Source organism: Salinivibrio sp. KP-1 (assembly GCF_000968645.1).
GTDB classification, from domain to species: Bacteria; Pseudomonadota; Gammaproteobacteria; order Enterobacterales; family Vibrionaceae; genus Salinivibrio; species Salinivibrio siamensis.
This window is the reverse complement of the sequence record NZ_LAQR01000048.1, coordinates 142742-160720: the sequence shown is the minus strand read 5'-3', so window position 1 is coordinate 160720 and position 17979 is coordinate 142742. Positions and strand designations below refer to the sequence as shown.

At 48.7% G+C, this 17979-nt stretch carries 12 protein-coding genes and 1 riboswitch; of the genes, 2 read left to right on the top strand and 10 right to left on the bottom strand.

Annotation, left to right across the window (positions count from 1 at the left end):
* Window positions 1-159 precede the first annotated feature (159 nt).
* From WN56_RS14100 to WN56_RS17175, 3 genes are all read right to left on the bottom strand, one after another.
* A complete protein-coding gene (locus WN56_RS14100; protein ID WP_046075604.1) occupies window positions 160-3813 on the bottom strand; it encodes a restriction endonuclease in 3654 nt (1217 codons plus the stop codon).
* 415 nt (window positions 3814-4228) lie between these two features.
* Window positions 4229-5131 carry a homocysteine S-methyltransferase family protein gene (locus WN56_RS14095; RefSeq protein WP_046075603.1) on the bottom strand — a complete coding sequence of 301 codons (903 nt, stop codon included), beginning with the start codon at window positions 5129-5131 and terminating at the stop codon, window positions 4229-4231.
* An 80-nt stretch (window positions 5132-5211) separates the two neighbouring features.
* Window positions 5212-6312 (bottom strand): methyl-accepting chemotaxis protein, encoded by a 1101-nt coding sequence (locus tag WN56_RS17175; RefSeq protein ID WP_052708112.1) that lies wholly within the window; start codon window positions 6310-6312, stop codon window positions 5212-5214.
* A gap of 174 nt (window positions 6313-6486) precedes the next feature.
* Between WN56_RS17175 and WN56_RS14085 the strand changes: the two genes are divergently transcribed.
* Window positions 6487-7512 (top strand): potassium channel family protein, encoded by a 1026-nt coding sequence (locus tag WN56_RS14085; protein ID WP_046075602.1) that lies wholly within the window; start codon window positions 6487-6489, stop codon window positions 7510-7512.
* A gap of 115 nt (window positions 7513-7627) precedes the next feature.
* Here the strand turns inward: WN56_RS14085 and thiD are convergent, their stop codons facing one another.
* The 5 genes from thiD to WN56_RS14060 form a co-directional block, all read right to left on the bottom strand.
* The gene (gene thiD / locus WN56_RS14080) at window positions 7628-8482 is read right to left on the bottom strand and encodes a bifunctional hydroxymethylpyrimidine kinase/phosphomethylpyrimidine kinase (RefSeq protein WP_046075601.1); all 855 of its coding nucleotides are present in this window, start codon (window positions 8480-8482) and stop codon (window positions 7628-7630) included.
* Window positions 8483-8543: 61 nt separating this feature from the next.
* A riboswitch (TPP riboswitch) is annotated at window positions 8544-8644 on the bottom strand.
* Between the two features lie 54 nt (window positions 8645-8698).
* Window positions 8699-10456, bottom strand: a complete 1758-nt coding sequence (locus WN56_RS14075; protein WP_046075600.1) for a bifunctional diguanylate cyclase/phosphodiesterase — start codon at window positions 10454-10456, stop codon at window positions 8699-8701.
* Window positions 10453-12342 (bottom strand): PAS domain S-box protein, encoded by a 1890-nt coding sequence (locus WN56_RS16645; protein WP_052708111.1) that lies wholly within the window; start codon window positions 12340-12342, stop codon window positions 10453-10455. Before WN56_RS16645 ends, WN56_RS14075 begins: the two co-directional genes overlap by 4 nt.
* 76 nt (window positions 12343-12418) lie before the next feature.
* Window positions 12419-12682 carry a DUF3081 domain-containing protein gene (locus tag WN56_RS14065; RefSeq protein ID WP_046075599.1) on the bottom strand — a complete coding sequence of 88 codons (264 nt, stop codon included), beginning with the start codon at window positions 12680-12682 and terminating at the stop codon, window positions 12419-12421.
* A gap of 18 nt (window positions 12683-12700) precedes the next feature.
* Window positions 12701-13483, bottom strand: coding sequence for an HAD-IA family hydrolase (locus WN56_RS14060; protein WP_052708110.1), 783 nt, complete (start codon window positions 13481-13483; stop codon window positions 12701-12703).
* 478 nt (window positions 13484-13961) lie between these two features.
* On the opposite strand from WN56_RS14060, the gene WN56_RS14055 reads away from it, so the two are divergent.
* On the top strand, window positions 13962-16220 hold the full coding sequence (locus WN56_RS14055; protein WP_052708109.1) for an EAL domain-containing protein: 2259 nt from the start codon (window positions 13962-13964) through the stop codon (window positions 16218-16220).
* Here the strand turns inward: WN56_RS14055 and WN56_RS14050 are convergent.
* Window positions 16188-16817 (bottom strand): GNAT family N-acetyltransferase, encoded by a 630-nt coding sequence (locus tag WN56_RS14050; protein ID WP_077579449.1) that lies wholly within the window; start codon window positions 16815-16817, stop codon window positions 16188-16190. The genes WN56_RS14055 and WN56_RS14050 overlap by 33 nt on opposite strands.
* 159 nt (window positions 16818-16976) lie before the next feature.
* Window positions 16977-17849 carry a DMT family transporter gene (locus WN56_RS14045; protein WP_046075597.1) on the bottom strand — a complete coding sequence of 291 codons (873 nt, stop codon included), beginning with the start codon at window positions 17847-17849 and terminating at the stop codon, window positions 16977-16979.
* Window positions 17850-17979: the final 130 nt, after the last annotated feature.

The following is a 17979-nucleotide window of genomic DNA, read 5'->3' as shown; positions in this document are numbered from 1 at the left end:
CTACGTTTCCTAATCTGACAGAAGCGAGTCAGGGCAATAGCTCTAACTCACTTTTGCCCCAAAGCGTGTCAGCACTAATCGCTTCCCAAACTTGCACATGAGGCTTTTGCAAGCCTTTGAGTAATGCCATGCAAAAAGCAAGGACTGAATCCAAGGTCTCTACAGTTTTTGGTAGTGTACCTTGTATGAGCCAAGCCAAATTCTGTAGATCCTTTCGATATAAACGTTCACATCCGTAGTGCGTTGACTTTCAAACTCCTCTAATTGCTCCTTAGTAAATAAGGTCAAAAAGAAGTTGATGTATTTATCAAACATTTGAGCAGAGACATCACTCCAGTTATGTGTGATAAAGCGCGTTAGAAAGGAACGGGCTAAATTATCATTCCAATATTTATTATATAAAGCCTCTAATGTCGGATAGTACGTATGGTGGGAAAGAAAATATGGTAGATACTTTTCCAGTTGTATTAAAGGCATACTTGATAAATTATTTTTAAGCAAGTAACTTACTTCAGAAACTCTAACAGAATCATCTTTTATTTGTTCTGCATAATTGTCTAGTGTGGCTCTATCTATTTTATTTAAGATGCTATATTTTGACAAGGCTATATCAGCCATGTGTTCACTGCATACTAACAGGAACTTTAGTGACATCTCTATGGAGAAATCAATTTCACTCACGTATTTAGATAGTATGTTAAAGATTGAGGCGTTAGGGAAATCAAATGAAATATATTGTTCTCTAGTTATCGTTTGGGGATCAAGATTACCAAATGTGCTATTAAATTCGTCAATAAGCAAGCTCTTTGCTAAATCTTTTGAACCATGTTTAAAGTAGTAGTGGATGTAGTTGTGATAAATGCCTTTTAGTTCTCTATCTAGTGATTTAAAATAATCGTCTATCTTGTTTTTTAACTTTTGACTTATATCAAGGGGATCAAGCTTTGCTAGATAAGCGATAGCATTATTTATCTCCGAAGAATTATTTCGCAAATAAGCGGACTCTACCAAGGGTATAAATTTATCAGATTTAGTGGAATTAGCGATATACCAAAATAGATTGCAATAATAAAAATCACTTGAAAAAGTTAGTTTTCTATACGCACTAATGAGCTTTTCAATATTTTCATCAGTTATTTTATTCTTGCAGATGAACTCAACAAAGCTATGCATTCCATACATATAGCTCTGGTCACTTAGTTCTTCTTGAGATTTTAGCCCTTGCTCAATAAAAAAAGTGATCTCATCATCAATATTGCAATTAAAATCAAGTGCTGTGAGGTTTTTCTTTGCCCAATATGACTTGTCATTTGAAGGTTCTGCCAATAGTTCTAGCGACTCTATCAGACATTCATTATCTATACTGTAAAGAGTTGCGGCAGCATCATTAAACTCTTGCTCCTTTGATGTTTCCTGCAATATAAGTTTGATGTTAGAAATATCAGAATTATCACCAAAAATTCTCAAGGTTCTTAGGCTCATACAAACAGGAGTGGTTTGATCATTTTTCCAAGTATTCAGACGCTCTCTAGCGATCTCAGTAATAAGAGTTGGAGGACACTGAAACCAAATATCATATTCACCTCCTGATATCTTCATAGGCATCTGTGCCTTGATCTCGTTATCTGTGAGAATGCTAATCAGTGTGTCACGGTCGCCATTGATAGCTAGCGCTCTTCGTCGCTGATATTGGTGATGAGGATCAAGTAAACCTTCACTAGATTTGAGCCGTTCAATACACTTTTTAGTCCCCAAAATACCAAGACAATATATAGCATTACTTCTAGTTATTACTTCAAAGTTTTGTTCTAGTTCGAGTATTCTTTCTTCAACAAACTCTATAAAACCCCCGCCATATTGTTTAGCGACCTTGGTCGCTAGTGAAAGATCGCATTCGAACATAAATTCAATAAATTCTTTTTTTTCTTCATTGTTAATGAATGTGCTGCAATATAACCAAATCTCATATTCAGAGTGTAGGTAGCTATTTTTATGGCTTCTCCAGTTTTTGCTTAACTCAATCGACGCTAAGTATTCTGAGATTATCTTATGAGGCGTGGAGTAAACACCATCATTGTCCTTGACATATATTTCATGCTGTTCAAGCAACTCCAAGAATGACTCAAAGCTCAACATCTTCGCTACAGATAAACCTTGATTAGTCAGCTCATTATATGTTTCCCCCAAAAGCTCCCAATAATCAGCTTCTGACAGAGAGGTTAAGCCCTTTTGAAATATGGCTTTATATGTAACAAGTGAAAAAGCTTCTTTCACTTTAAAATAGGGTAGTTTATTTACAATGAGAGATGCATTCTTGATCCTACACTTATCAATTTTAACTTTAGAAGAAATCCAATTTTCAATAATTTCGTTTAAACTTTCAGGCAATTTCCTACGATCTTGATAGTATTTAATCGAGAGTGATAGAGCAAATGGAGAGAATAAAAAGTTAAATCCAACACTTCCTATTTTTTTTCTGTATAGATTACAAAACTCATTTTGCTCACTTTCTAGCATTGATTTTGAAGAAATATTTACAACATCCCGATAGGATAGAGGCTTGATCTCAAGACAGTAATCAACCTTTTCAGCAAGAGTTTCTACGGAAACACCTGTGTTTCTTGATGATAGAATAAAAGAATTATTACCAATTATTGCTGATAATTCGTCAAAAAAAGCCTGTGTATCGCTTTGAATCATTTCGTCTAATCCATCAAGAAGTAATATACATTTGTAGGGTAAACTCCTCCATGAACCATAAGAAATATCAAGTGATTGATTGATGGCTTTTTCTAAGTTACCTCTAGAGTAACTTCTTAATTTTATAAGTACAGGCAAAAATTCTATATCGAATGCATCTTTAACTAGCGTACTAGCTAAGTTGATTAAAGTACTAGACTTACCGCTGCCACCCAATGATGAGAGAACGACGTTGTTTCCACTTCTCAATAGATTAGCAATGTCTTCGGTTGACAGGAAACCGTTTTCTATTGTCTCTACACGTGTGTTGCTAACCAGATTATTCGGTAGGTTAGTATGGCTATACCAAAGCCCGACAAATCGAGTTCCTTTATTAGCTACTTTTTCACAATACTCTACTGTATTAAAGTTAGGCGTAGGTGAATCTTTTAATACTCTTTCAACAGAATAGTGTTTTTCAATGATATTAGTTAGCTTATCCCATACGATTAATAGGTTATTTGTAAAATCGGTACCAGACCAAACTATCAGTTTTTTAATGTTGTCCAAGTAGTCGGAAACTAAGGTATAACTTGATAACCCTAGCTCTTTTACTTTGTTGAGCAAACTAGGCTGAAAATCACCTTTGGAAATGATTTCTTTACACTTAGATTTAATATCTGTGTAGTTGTCCTGCCTAAGAGCTATTCTTAAATTACCAGCTACTGTTCCTGAAGTGATAATGTAGTGTTGCTCAACTGTTGAACCGTTGATTGCCGCATCTAATGCAGCTTTAATGATCTCTTTAGCCGTAAGATCCACACTCAAGCTAGTGCTTGAGTATCGCTTGCACTGTATGCAAACGATACTGTTAGTATCCAGCGTTTTTGCAACGCAATCAAAACCTTGATCAGCAGCAGGCTGACGGCCACTTTGCATTTCGAGGCCGATATGCTCGCTCAAGATGGTTAAGCATTGATAAGTAAAGTCTTCAAAGTCCTCAGGCGTAAGTTGATTTAATGAAAGAGCGTGGCCTTGATATAGTGGAGGCTTAGTTACTGACTTTTTCTGCATAGGAACCAACTTGAACTTTATAGATTGACTAGTTTGACCTCTTAATAAAGGCTCTTTCATATTACCAGAAGGACAGCAAATTTCACTCAAGTAGTAGAAGTAAATCAGATGGTTACTCCATCAAAATTTACTTGTTATTGTGTGCTTTTTCCAATGAACGTAACGAAGTCGCTATTGCTGGGAAGGTTGCATTCTGATGCTTGGCTAGTAGTAGATGAGTGAATTTGGCCAATAGGTAGAGGTTTGCAGTACCCCATGTAATCCGTTAAATGCTCAATTAGCAAATCCACTAACACACCTCTGTCCAAAACTAAGTTATGTCGAAATGAGCGCCATATACCAAAGCATTGAGATTTTGATTCAATACCCCGCATAACTTACGTAAGTCATGCGGGGCATTTCGTTTACGCAACAATCATAACTGCGTGGCCAAGCCGGTTTACGCATTCCCACGCCGGCGCGTGGGAACGAGCTATTAATCCGCTAACTGCGAGAACTTGATGATCTCGTGAGACTGTTCAAGGGTTTGTGCGAGGTGTTGGATATGGGCGGGGGTGATTTCGCAGCAGCCACCGACCACCAGGGCACCGTCGGCAATCCATTGTTGTACGCGTTCGGTATGGACTAACGGTGAGAGATCTTCCCGCGCTTGCAGGGCATCGGCTTTGCTGCCTTTGGCCATGTCTTCTACCGATTTAAACGCGTTGGCATAGCCGCCCACAATGTCGGCCTGAGTCGCCATCTTTGGCATCGCCGTGGTAAGCACTTCTGGGTCGCAGCAATTGAGCATCACCGCTGTCGGTGCATATTCAGTGACCGCGTGCATGGCTTGTTCTAGCGACTCGCCAGAGCGGAGTGCGCCATTAGGCTCCAACCGAAACGCAACCCCAAACGGTTTACCTTGCTCACGGGCGGCGGCGCACGCTGCACGCGCTTCAAGGGTGTTGGTCATGGTTTCGATTAAAAACACATCCACGTGAGGTTGCAAGCGGGCGATGTGCGAAAATTCCGCTTTCATGTCTTCAAAGCTGCGTTGCGGCTGACCGAGATAACTGCCCACCAGCGGCGGCAAACAGCCGGCAATATCAACATCGGCGCTTGTCTCATCCACCGCTTGCTGCAGCGCTTCGAAGGCTTTTTGGTAAATAATGTCTATTTTATCGCTCAATCCCGCTTTGGCCAGACGCGTGGGGGTCGCTGGGTAGGTATTCAGGGTATGCGTTTTCGCACCGGCACGAATAAAGTCTTTGTGCACGTCTTTAACAATATTGGCATGTTTTAACATCACCGCGACCGACCAAAGCTTCGAGCTCACATCCGGCCCACGTTGATAAATTTCTTGTCCTAGGCCGCCATCGAGTAACGCTATCGATGTCATGGTAACTTCAGCCTCCTTCGGCCATTTATCCTTGGTTTAGTTTGAGGTTACCATGTGCTCATCGATTTAACACCCCGTTGTTACGCTACCTCTTCACTGCCTTCAATCGCGAGATGTTCAAGCTTATCAATCACCGCCATACTGGCGTTTTCCATCTCTTTTAATGCAGTGACCATTTGCTCGGGTTGCTGAGCATGAAACGCTGCCACCGCTGCTTTCGCGTGGGTATGCACTTGCTCGTGAGGCGCGGCAATGGCTTTAAACGTTTGCAACTGCGCGAAATATTGCTGGCCTTCACCCTGTTCATACCATTGGCCGAGACGGCATTGGGTGTGATCGGTGACATCGTCCGCGGTCATGCTGTCTTCACCCAGCACGACGCGGTATATCGCAAATTTAAAGCTAATATGGTCAAGTTTCGCCAGTTCACAAAAAGCACGCAGCGCAGAGGCTTTAATAGTGGTACGGCTATGCTGTGCTTGCTCACTCTGCGTGGCCATCGCATCGGCCACCTGTTGGCCTTGCTCGCTATATTCAATCGCGTCACTGGCAAGCTGATCGGTGAGTGTGCAAGCATGCCCACTCCCAGCGCGAATCTTCTCGACCAGCTGGGTGATATCTTGCGTGGCACTGGCGGTGCGTTCCGATAAGCTACGCACTTCATCGGCAACCACCGCAAACCCTCGACCCTGCTCACCGGCACGTGCCGCTTCAATCGCTGCGTTTAACGCTAAAAGATTGGTTTGATCGGCGACATCGCGAATCAACTTCACAATACCGCTCACCTCTTGGGCATGCTGGTCGAGCGCACGAATTGCTTCTGACGATTGCTGACATTGCGCGGATAACGACTGCACATGACGCGCAAGATCATTGACTTGTTCGGCACATGACGCCGCCTGATGGCTCACGTCCGTTACCCGTTCTTTTTCACCGTTGATGGTGTCTGCCAAGGTGGCCAGAGACGATTGCGTCGCATTGATTGAGTCACCGAAGTGGCACAAGTTGGCGTCGATGGCTTTTCCCGTTTGGCGTTTTTTCTCTACGGTGGCTAACTCTGCCTGCAATGCCTCTTTCTCTGCATTCAGCGCGTCGATGGTATGGTTAATCTGCTCAATTTTTTGCTGCAGAGCGACTTGTTTTTGCTGCTCTTGTTCAAGTTGACGACGAGATATAAACACGCTGACTCCCAATTAAGTAATTAAGCTTTTTATAATATTTTAACGCTTAATATTAGCTATGTATGATGAGCCAAGCGAAATGTGATCCATTTTGCGCCAATCGTTTGATTTACACTGTAAACCTATAAAAATTCCCGCCATACTGACCCTTCTGCAGCAAATGAGCGAAACGCTATGACCTTTTGGTTGCTTTTTAAACGTTGGATTATCAGCCACTTCGCGCATTTAAACGGGCGTATTTTGGGGTTGGTGGTACTCGCCTATGGCGGGATTGGCTGGCTACTTTTACACGGCGCCGGTGAAACAGAGATGACCCAGTCACTCGGCCGCTATGTCTATTACTTGATGGTCACCGCGTCCACTGTCGGCTATGGCGATTATTCGCCCGCAACAGAAGCAGGACAGTGGATTACCGCCTTTTGGATTATTCCCGGTGGGCTAGGGCTGTTCGCCGTTGTGATTGGGCATGTGACCAGTGCCTTAGTGGATTATTGGCGACGTGGATTACAAGGAAAACGGAGTCTAACTGTGAAAAATCATATTCTGGTGTTGGGCTGGAATGGTCAACGCACCATTCAGCTCATTCGTCTACTACAAAGCGGTGTGCATGGCGATCGTCCGATTGTGCTTTGCGTGCGTCCCGAAATGGAAAATCCGCTCCCCGGCGAGGTGGAATTTGTGCGCGTCACCAGCTTTACCGATGCAGAGGGAATTGCGCGTGCGGGGATTGATAGTGCTTCGAGCATTATTATCGACAACCCAGAAGACGATATTACCCTATCAGCGGCCCTGTTCTGCGCGCATAAAAATCCGTCAGCGCATCTGCTCGCCTACTTTCAAGACGACGCGCTGAGCCAAATACTCAAACAACACTATCCACACGCAGAATGTGTACCGTCTGTTTCCGTAGAAATGCTGGCGAAAGCCGCTGTTGATCCGGGTTCCAGCCAGTTGCATCACGAGTTGTTGAGTACCGCACAAGGGATGACACAGTATTGTGCGCGCTACCCGACTAACGCGAGCACGACGGATGTGGGTACCTTGTTCAATCAGTTAAAGCATGAATACGATACAACCTTAATTGGTATCGACAAAGGTGAAGGCATTACCCTTAACCCCAGCTTGCAAACCGAAGTCGCCCCCGGCGATCGCCTTTTCTATATTGCCGCTGAACGTTTACCGCATTGGTCGGCGGCGTGATTCGGGCACCATTTATCACACGCGACACTGGCTATTAACCCTTCCGGAGCAGTCCGCCGCCGCCAAGATGGAGGCGGCGGACTGGCTTTACGTGCCCTATTCGCGAAAAAACGGTCTATTCGACCACCGAGGTTTCTTGTGCATCAGAATGACACGCTTCGACTGGGTAGGCGTAAAAATGATGCACAGGCCCCGCGCCTCTTCCCACCTTTAACTGCTGACTATGCGCTAAAGCCTCTGTCAAATACTGCTTAGCCGCCCGCCCGGCTTCAATGGGCGTCATTCCCTGCGCGTAATAAGAGGCCATCGCCGCAGACAGTGAACAGCCTGTGCCGTGTGTATTAACGGTTTCAACCCGACGGGCGCTCAGGGTTTGACAGGTATCTTGACTAATCCACACATCCACGCTTTCAGGGGCGTGATGTAAATGCCCGCCTTTGAGCATCACATAAGGACAGCCTAGCCGACGTAGGGCTGGCACTAACGCATGCATTTGCTCAATGGAGGTGGGGACAGGCTGACCGGTTAATCGCGCCGCCTCAGGCAGGTTGGGGGTGAGCACGGTTGCTCGCGGGATCAGCGCTTCAATCAGCGCTGTCATGGCGTGTTCATCCAACAAAGGATCGCCGCTGGTGGCTACCATCACGGGATCTAAAATCACCGGTAAGTGAGGCGATCGCGCCAGCACGGCGGCCACTTCGCGAATAATCGCTTGGTTGGCGAGCATACCAATTTTCACTGCACGCACCGGCATATCATACAAAACGGCCTCTAACTGGGCACGGACAAAACCAGGATCAACCGCCGAGACGGCCTCAACGCCACAGGTGTTTTGTGCGGTTAACGCGGTGATCACCGAGCACGCATAGCCGCCGGTGGCTGAAATCGCTTTAATATCGGCTTGAATGCCGGCACCGCCACCACTGTCTGAGCCAGCGATGGTAAGAATAACAGGTGGAGATAGGTTCATAATGGCCCCTTAATCATCAGGGGCGGAAGGAGACAAAGCGCGCCAGAATGCGCCACTTCGTGTGCTGAACGTGTCAGTTCCCTCCGCCAGTGCTAACTGGATCAGGTTCTACGGGTCCTGCTTTCGCAGTCTCAGCAATCACTTGCTCCCCGACTAACACGGTCAGAATATAAACCTTAATGATAAAGCGCAAGTCTGATGTTTCTGATGGCGCGTTTACACATTCTCGTAATGGTTAATGGTTGTATTGCCTTGTTGGGCGGTTTTAAGCAGTTGTTCGAATCCATCTTGGATAAGCGGCCGTGCATATAAAAACCCCTGCACTTGGTCGCAGCCAATTGTCTGTAGCACCTGCTGCTGGCTGACTTCTTCCACCCCTTCGGCAACCACGCCATGACCAAAGCCATGGGCTAACTCAATCACGCTACCCACCAAGTGTTTGTCACTGGCGTTGGTGGCCAAATCTTGAATAAAACTGCGGTCGAGTTTAACCCAGTCTACCGGCAGTTGCTTAAGGTAACTCAATGAGCTGTAACCGGTGCCAAAGTCATCCAACGCGATATGCATCCCGGCATCCCGCAGCTGTTGTAGCTCGCGCAATGCCACCGAGATTTGCTGAATCAGTGCCGATTCCGTGACTTCCAATTGAATAATCGCCGGCGGCGTGTTTGTCGCATGGCAGCGAGCCAGCACACTCTCGGCAAAACCATGCCGGAGTTGCTGGGCAGAGACATTGATTGACAGATGAAAGTGCTCGTCAGTCAGGCCCTGTACGCGCCATTGCGCCACCGCCTCCAGTGCCATCGCCAGTACTTTATCGCCAAGTTGCATCATATCGGCGCTGCGCTCGGCAATGGGAATAAATTCGGCGGGACTTATCGCCCCTAGGGTTGGATGCTGCCAACGCAGTAGTGCTTCTGCGCCCACCAGCAGGCCTCCATCAAGCCGCCATTTAGGTTGATAGACCAAGGAGAGATGATTGCTTTGCAAGGCCGGGCCTAGCTCAGTACGGATCAAGTGCTCTCGCTGCGCTTTACTGTCTAGCTCGGGCTGATACTCACCGACAGCCTGATCATCGGTCGGAATAGCCAGGATCGCTTGGCGAAACAACTGCGGCACATCGGCGCTTTCCGAGTCAGCACGGCTGATCCCTATGTGGCAATGCAAGAACATCAGTCGCCCTTCGAGGGTATGATGACCACTGATGAGTCGGTGAATCCTCGCTGCTTTTTTCGCCGCCTCTTTACCGTCTCCCTCTATCAGCATCACCAGTCTCGAGCTGTCCCAAACCCCCACTCGATGCGAGCGCGCCACCGCACTGTTCGCCAGCAGCTCAGCAATGTGTTTATAGAGGGCTTCGGTCATTAAATGCCCTTGATGCTGCGTCACCGCTTCCATCCCATCAAGCGCAATCATCAATACCGTCACCGGCCCTCGCATCAATTGTCGCTCCGCTGCATCCAATAAGGCTCGGCGATTGGGGAGACCTGTCAATGGGTGGGTAAGAGAAAGGGCGCGTAACGTGGCGGTTTGTTTGTTCACCAACATTTGCAAACGCGCAGCTTGGTCACGCTCTTTCAATGTTTTAAGCTGTAACTGCAGTAGGTTGTGAATACGCTGAAGCACTTCGTCATAATCAAACGGCTTGCTGATATAATCTATCGCCCCTCGGCATAGCGCTTGATTACGTAACCCCACATCATTATCCGCAGTGAGCACCATGACGGGTGGACAATGGTCCCCCAATGCTTGGTTCAGATCATCCAGCACCATGAGTCCCGATCGCCGTGGCATGCGCATATCAAGCAAGATAAGATCGGGCACCGGCGACAAGTGGTCGTGCACAGCACAGGGGTCCGTTAGCCCAATCAGATGCACGTACCCCGCTTGGTCAAGCATCGCGGTGAGTAAGTCAATGTTTTCCGCGCGATCGTCAATGATCAAAATGGTCGCTTGTGATGGTGACTTTATCATTCCCTGTCCTCTAATAACGATTGAATAGCCGCGGCGAGCGCAGTTGACGATACGGGCTGCTGTAGTCGTATGTCTGGTGTGGCGGCGCTGCAATGGGCTTGCCCTTCCGCCCCAAGGGTGATCAGCGGTTTATTCTCCACCAGGCACGTCCAATGTGCGGGCATTCGCGCTAAGTCATTACCATGGATGATAAAAAGTGATGGGGCGAGCCTATGTGTCATCGCTTCAGCCAACGAAAAATCGTGCGCATGGTGCAAGGTCAACAGCGGCCAGTCCTCAAAGCAATCAGAGACCAGCCGTTGCTGGTGACTGCCTTGGTCAATATAAAGCACACGGTGTGGCTGAGTGAGGCGTATATTCGCGTCAGAGGCTTCTGCAACCAGGGGCTCAGAGGAGTGTGGCTTCGCGCGATAAGGGAAGGTCACCGAGAAGGCACTGCCCTTGCCCTGTTGACTCGCAACCCTGATCTCACCTTGCATCTGAGTCACCAATTGATAGGTGACGGCCAGCCCAACCCCCGCGCCTTCTATCAATGAGTCTTCTGCCACTAAACGGTTAAAGGGCTCGAAAAGGCCGTCGAGCTGGTCGTCGGCAATGCCAATGCCTGTATCATTCACCGTCATGGTCAGACTATCGTGATGCGTGTGCGCATCCACCCAAACCCTGCCTTGTGGATGGTTATATTTCACTGCATTGCTGAGTAAGTTAATTAAGATTTGCTTAAACCGCGTTGGATCCACATAAAGCTCACCCTCTTGCTCCGTAGGCAAACAATTTTGCAAGCTAACGTTCTGTCGCTCTGCCAGCGGCGATAAGGTTTGAATGGCATCATTGATCAATGCGCTAACAGGGTACCAGGTGAGATGAAGCACTGTTTGTCCGGCCTCTATTTTGGCCAGATCGAGCACGTCATTGATCAGTGCCAGCAAATGTCGCCCACTTTGGTGGATATGATCAACGTACTGGCGCTGATCATCGGCCAGCATCTGAGTGGGAGATTTGAGTAGTAGTTGCGCGTACCCCAACACACTGTTTAAAGGCGTACGTAGCTCGTGACTCATGGCGGATAGGAAGTCACTTTTTGCTTGGTTGGCGCGCTCGGCCTCTTGCATCGCTTGTAATAGCGGTGTGGCATCGTACGCCACCGTTACAATCGCGTAAGGCTCACCGGCAAGATGGTGGATCAGTGTTTTCGCCAACTTAAACGTCCGGCCGTCACGCAAAGTCACATCAATATGTACAGGCTCACCGTCGACCGTTAATTGGTGATCGAGTGCATTGAGGGTATCGCGCATGCCGTCAGGGAGCGCGCGACCAAATGCGTCGGCCAGTTGGCTCACATGATCCGCTCCCACCGCTTGTAAACAGGCTCGGTTCGCCAACGCATATTGGCCACCTAATTCTCTAACAAATACCGGATTACCGATGGCATCGATGATGGTTTTTAGCCGATTTCGCTCGTGCTGAACAGTGGCTTGGGCATGCGTGAGTGCGCTTAAATCCGACATAATGCCGATAAACTCTCGTCGTTCATCGATCCACACTTCGCTCACCGCCAAATGGATGGGGATCAGGCGCCCATCACGGTGCCGCGCGTTCACGCGCCGCCCTGTGCCAATAACATTGGGCTGACCGGTTGCAAGGTAGTTTTCTACGTATTGGCCGTGCTTGCCTCGATGCTCGGGAGGCATTAAACACGCCACATCCTGGCCGATAAGCTGCTGTTGCTCGTAGCCAAGTAGCGTGTGCGTGAAAGGGTTAGCATCAAGGATAATACCTTGGTCATCAATGACTAAAATGGCGGCGGCCGCACTGTCAACCAGCGCTTTGTAGTGAGCCTGCGAGCCGCCCGTGCGCCACCCATCCATGGTAGATTGATCCGTCATCGTGTTCCCGCCTCTAACAAAAACGCCCCAGCTATATTGGGGCGTCTACCACGGACCTAACGAGTTGATATCGTAGTCATTTTTTGTAGTTTTTGACCAAAGCGTCCACCTTTTTCAGGAACTGCTCTTTTAGGTTTTCGTGCTCATAGTCGAGATCATAGGTATTGTGGAACCCCACACGTAACTGTACGCCATTGCCCGCTAAATAAATGGTATAGCCGTCATAATCTGAGAAAGCGTCGATGCCATCTAGGCGGTGTCCATCTTCAATTTCTTCACCATACTCTGTCACTATCTCAAAGGCGCGTAGTAGGTGGGTAGGATCGAGTTCGTTTTTCACGCTTCCCTCCTGGCAGTGTTAGCGAAACTGTGCCCCACCTCCCGGTCGTGATCCACGACCATAAAGTGGGCCGGCCAATACCGGTGGCGTGGTCAACACATGCCCTGACACCTTAATCCGGCTTGGCTTAGAAATAATATTGGGCAAGGTTGCCAATGTATCAAGGGTGGTGTCTGGTCCCGTTTTTTGGATCGCTGTTCCATAATTATAGCCATAATCAACACAGACGACAGGAGAGCCCGCTGCCCTTGCCGCATGAACATCATTCACCGCATCGCCAACCACCAGCAATTCTGATGGCGGAACCGCTAAAATCGCCGCCGACTCAAAAATACTATCGGGATCCGGCTTTCCGGCCGCGATCGCATCCGTTCCTAAGATACGGGTAAAAAAGTGGCTGACCCCAAGCGCTCTAAGAAGGCTGTTCGCATGCGCCGTTTGCATGTCCGTGGTACATATCATCGGGAACTGGCGCTGAGAGAGTCCTTCAAGGCAAGCAAGTACCCCTGGATAGAGTCGAGTTTTTGGCGGTTTTTTGCCTAAGTATGAGGACAGGAACAACGCACGGGCTTGATTCAACACTGTGGTTGAAACCCGTCCATCAATGTGTCGCGTGAGCACCCGATGGATCAATAAATCCGCACCATCACCAATCCAGTCTCGAATCGCACTGGGCTCTTCCTCTGGCAAATTAAACCCTCGCAACATGCCGAGGACAGCGTCATAAAGATCATCAAAAGGGTCTGCGATCGTGCCGTCTAAGTCAAAGCATATCGCAGAGATATTCTCCAATTTTTTCATGGAACGCCTCCACAATCAGTGTGTTATCGCCAGAAAGGAAAGGGAACGGTGGATCGGACTTGCTATCCAACGAGTCTTTGAAAGTTAGCAGAGAACGAGAACGCGTCCTACCAAAACCGCAGGCAGAATGTATCGAATCACCGAGACAAAATTGTATAACTGACCGATTGCCCCCAAACTTCAGAGACGAATCAAGCCCCTAACCGTACCGTGATCAATTTCACATTTACATATCTTCGCACTCAGCGATACCGACCTTAACCCTGTATAAAAAACCGTCACGTTTTTGACGATTGTTTTGATCGGCTGACTGCGCCCTGCGATCGAAAACCATCGCTTTGTCACAAAAATGAAACCTAAATAGGCACAGATTGTCATCGATGCACTCTACCCTGTCTCTCTCGATAGTGAGACTCGATGTATTCTTTATATGCGGTATTTTTCCTCACAGCCTCTATGGCGTTACCTAACGGTTATTATGATTGCGCTGATCGCAGGTTGGTCAGTCTATACCTTGGAAAACCAGCGTCAGCAAAGCCGGTTTTCTACCGATGTTGAAAAGCAGCGTCACGCACTCAGTAAAGCGTTTTCTCAGCTCTATGAGCTACAACTATCGGCGCAGCTTTATCTGCAACAAGAAGGCGGCCCAACGCGTGATAAATTCCATGCCTTTATCGATAACCATACCCAAAAGCGCTCAGGGCTTGATAGCGTCATGTGGCTACCTCGGGTCAATCGCGCTGAGTTAAAACAGTTTGCCGCGCAACAAGGTCACTATCACCCCTTTCCGCCACTCAATAACCACGCCTGCCAGTGGGTGATGCGAGGTGATACGTTTCCCGCACTTTACTTGTCCCCCAAAGCCGCGGCAGAGGGATATTTAGGTTGGCGCGCGGATGCGCAATGCGAGAACACCGTCACCATGGAGCGTGCCTATTTTAAGCGCCAACCGGTGGCAAGACTGATTCACGATGAGCAAGGACATGGGGTGCGTTGGTTCGCGGCCATTACTGCACGAGACGGCCAATTAGCCGGTTTTCTCTCCACCACACTTTATTTTGATACCTTTCTACCCACACTCTGGCAAGATGACACCCCCGCGCCCGATATGGGGCTAATCGCCCGCGAAGCCTTTGGCCACCAGCAAATGTTTACCACGCACTCAACGCAAGCATTGCAAAAATGGCGAAATACTCACTCACCCGATATCACTATTCCGATAGCCGGAAGCGAAGAAGGGTTAGTGGTCAGGTTCACCCATCTACGCGGCTTGCACACGGGGCTACTCTACGGGGTGCTGGTTGGACTATTGGTGCTGTCACTCGGCTTGTCGGTTCTGGCCAGTTTTTGGTCCTACGCCAACCGACTGTCATTGGCACAACACTTAGTCAACAAGCAGACCCGCCAGCTCACCCACCAAGCACAGCACGACAGTTTAACGGGGCTGGCAAACCGAGCGGCGCTCGACAATGCCTTGGAGGGCGCACTCCAGCAAGTGAGCGCCCAGTACAGCGAGCATTTTACCTTGCTGTTTATCGATCTCGATCGGTTTAAAGTGGTTAACGACTCTCTCGGTCATGTGACGGGTGACAAGCTTCTTAAGCAGGTAGCCAAACGCCTGAACCAATCCGTCAGTGGCGAGCGCGTGTTTCGCTTTGGTGGCGACGAATTCATCATTTTGCTTAAAGCCGACAGTTCACTGGCATTGGCACAAACTAAGGCCAAGCACCTACTTCAAGCGCTTAGCACACCTTACAAGGTGGACGAGCATATGATTAACCTGTCCGCCAGTATTGGCATTGCCTCGGTGAACAAAGCCAATGCGTCGGTAACGGATATTATTCAGCAGGCGGATATTGCCATGTATCACGCCAAGCAAACCCGTGATCGCCTCGCGATTTTCCAGCCGGCCATGCTTGCCAAAGTCCAGCAACGTTTTATTGTCGAACAAGACTTAAAAAAAGGGTTGGCACAGCAGCAGTTTCATCTGATGTTTCAACCTATTTTTGATGGCGAACAAGAAACACTCAGCCATGCAGAGGCACTGCTCCGGTGGCAGCATCCGACGCTAGGGCGGATCTCGCCCGCAGAGTTCATCCCAATCGCAGAAGAAACCGGTTATATTATTGAGCTTGGCGACTGGGTGCTCGAGCAAGTCGCCGACGTATTGGATAACTGGCACACCCGCTTCCCTGCCAATCAATGCCCTTCTATCACCGTGAATGTGTCCGCCAAGCAGTGTCAGTCAGCCACCTTCGCCGATGACGTCGCCTCACTGATCGCCAGGCACCAGTTCGCGCCTCAGTGTCTGGGGTTAGAAATGACGGAGACGGCCTTACTTGAGCACTCAGAAACGGTGGGGAGGAACTTGCGTCAGCTTCACGCACTGGGAATAAAACTGTACCTCGATGACTTTGGCACCGGGTATTCATCCCTCTCGCTGCTGCGCCAATATCCGTTTAGCGTGATTAAGATGGATCGCAGTTTTATTATGGATATCGATCAGCCTAACGGTAAAGCGGCGCCCCTGTGTCGAGGAATGATTGCCATGGCACATGCCGTCGGTTTAACCGTAGTAGCAGAAGGCGTCGAGACGAAACAGCAGCTATGCTGGCTTCGCCAACACCAATGTGACTACTTGCAAGGGTATGTGCTCTCTCGGCCGATTGAACGGACAGCACTTGAAGATTGGTTACTGCCGCAATCAAACCAGCGAATGGTCTTGGTGCATGGTTGAGGCGACAGCGGCCAGGGTGTTGGCGGACGAGGGACCGTTTTGACGCACTGGCGCAGCTTGCTGCAACCACTCATCGCGCAATACCCCATAACGAAGTGAGTCATAGTACTCACCTTGATAATAACGGACGGCGCGTAAGCGCCCCTCTTCGCGCATCCCTAGTGCTTTAGCACAGCGCATCATCCCCGTGTTTCCCGACCAAGTGGTCAAGCCGATTCGGTTGACTTGATGGCGAATAAATAATTGGTCAATCCACTGCGTCAGAGCACGTCGGCCGATACCTTTGCCCCAGTGGACAGGATCGAAAATAGTGATCCCCACTTCCAACCAACGCGTGCGCTTGTCTTCCCAATACAGGGTGACATAACCCACAGGCTTATTGTCCACACAAATCACCTGCGCCGTGTCACCCACGATGAAACGACGAAAAAGACCAAAACGAAACGACCAAAACGACACCGGATCTATCGGTGTATACGGCGCATCATACTGCTTCCAAGCACGGGAATAATATATATTACGCCAAAAGTAGCGCGCTTCGTTGCGCTGCGCAGGCCGAATGGTGACGACGCAACATTCAGATACATCCACATCCATGTAAGATTATTGCTCTCTCTTTACCAAATGATGGGCGACGACGCTGTCCGCTCGGCGCGACCGCTTGTCGGTATGACCCACAAGGGTACCCAGTCTAACTCAATTAACCACCACATTGGCGACCTCCGTCAAAGAACCCACTTAATTGAGTGTAGACGGTTACTGACAGGACGGCTGCCTTGATTGCTGTGATATGGCAACGCCCAGCATCACAAGCCCTCCACCGAGGATGTGATACTGAGTCAGTATTTCTCCCAGTACCGCCACTGCAATAGCCGCTGTCATCACGGGTAAAAGGTTCATGTACATCGCCGTTCGACTCGCCCCATTGAGCGCGATAGCGTTTAGCCAAATCGCAGGCGCAAGCACGGAAGCGCCTAAGGCGGCAAACCCCACTAGCGGATAGGCGTCAGCGGGGATGGCAGGACTGGGCGCCATCCACAGAACGGGCAACAACATCACCACCGCAAATACAGCTTGTACATACACAGACACCCAATTGGACAGCGCCATCGACCAACGTTTAAGTAAAACGCAATACAGCGCATACGAGGACGCACATACCAGCATTAGCCCGTCTCCCACCGACGCGCCTGCGTGAAAAAGAGAAAGCGGTTTGCCCAGCGTTAGCATATACACCAAGCCAGCGAAGGATAACACGGCCCCGAGGATCGCACGCATCGTCAACGGCTGTGACAGCACAGGCACACTGATCAACAAGCTCAACATGGGCACCAACGACATAATCAGCGCCATATTGGTCGCCGTCGTGGTTTGCGCAGCAAAATAGGCAACGGATTGGTTAGTGACCATGCCTAACAGCGCTAGAATGGCAAGACGTGGTGCATAGCAACGCACCGCACGTCGTTGGCGCCATAATGTCGGTAAACAAAACGGCGTTAATACCAAAATGGCAAAAAACCACCGATAGAATGCCATCGCACCCGGTGCAATCACAGTGACAGACATCTTGTTTACAATCGTGTTGACCGACCAAATGAGCACCGCCGCCAATGGCAAGAGAAATGGCATCATGGCCTCGCAAAGCCCAATATAGGGTGGAAGAAAGTAGGCAGTTTACACTGTAAAACGCAGAATAAAACCAATAGCTGACGTGACCCCACGACAAAGAGGGGAAACGCATCATCGTTGGCAAGGAAGA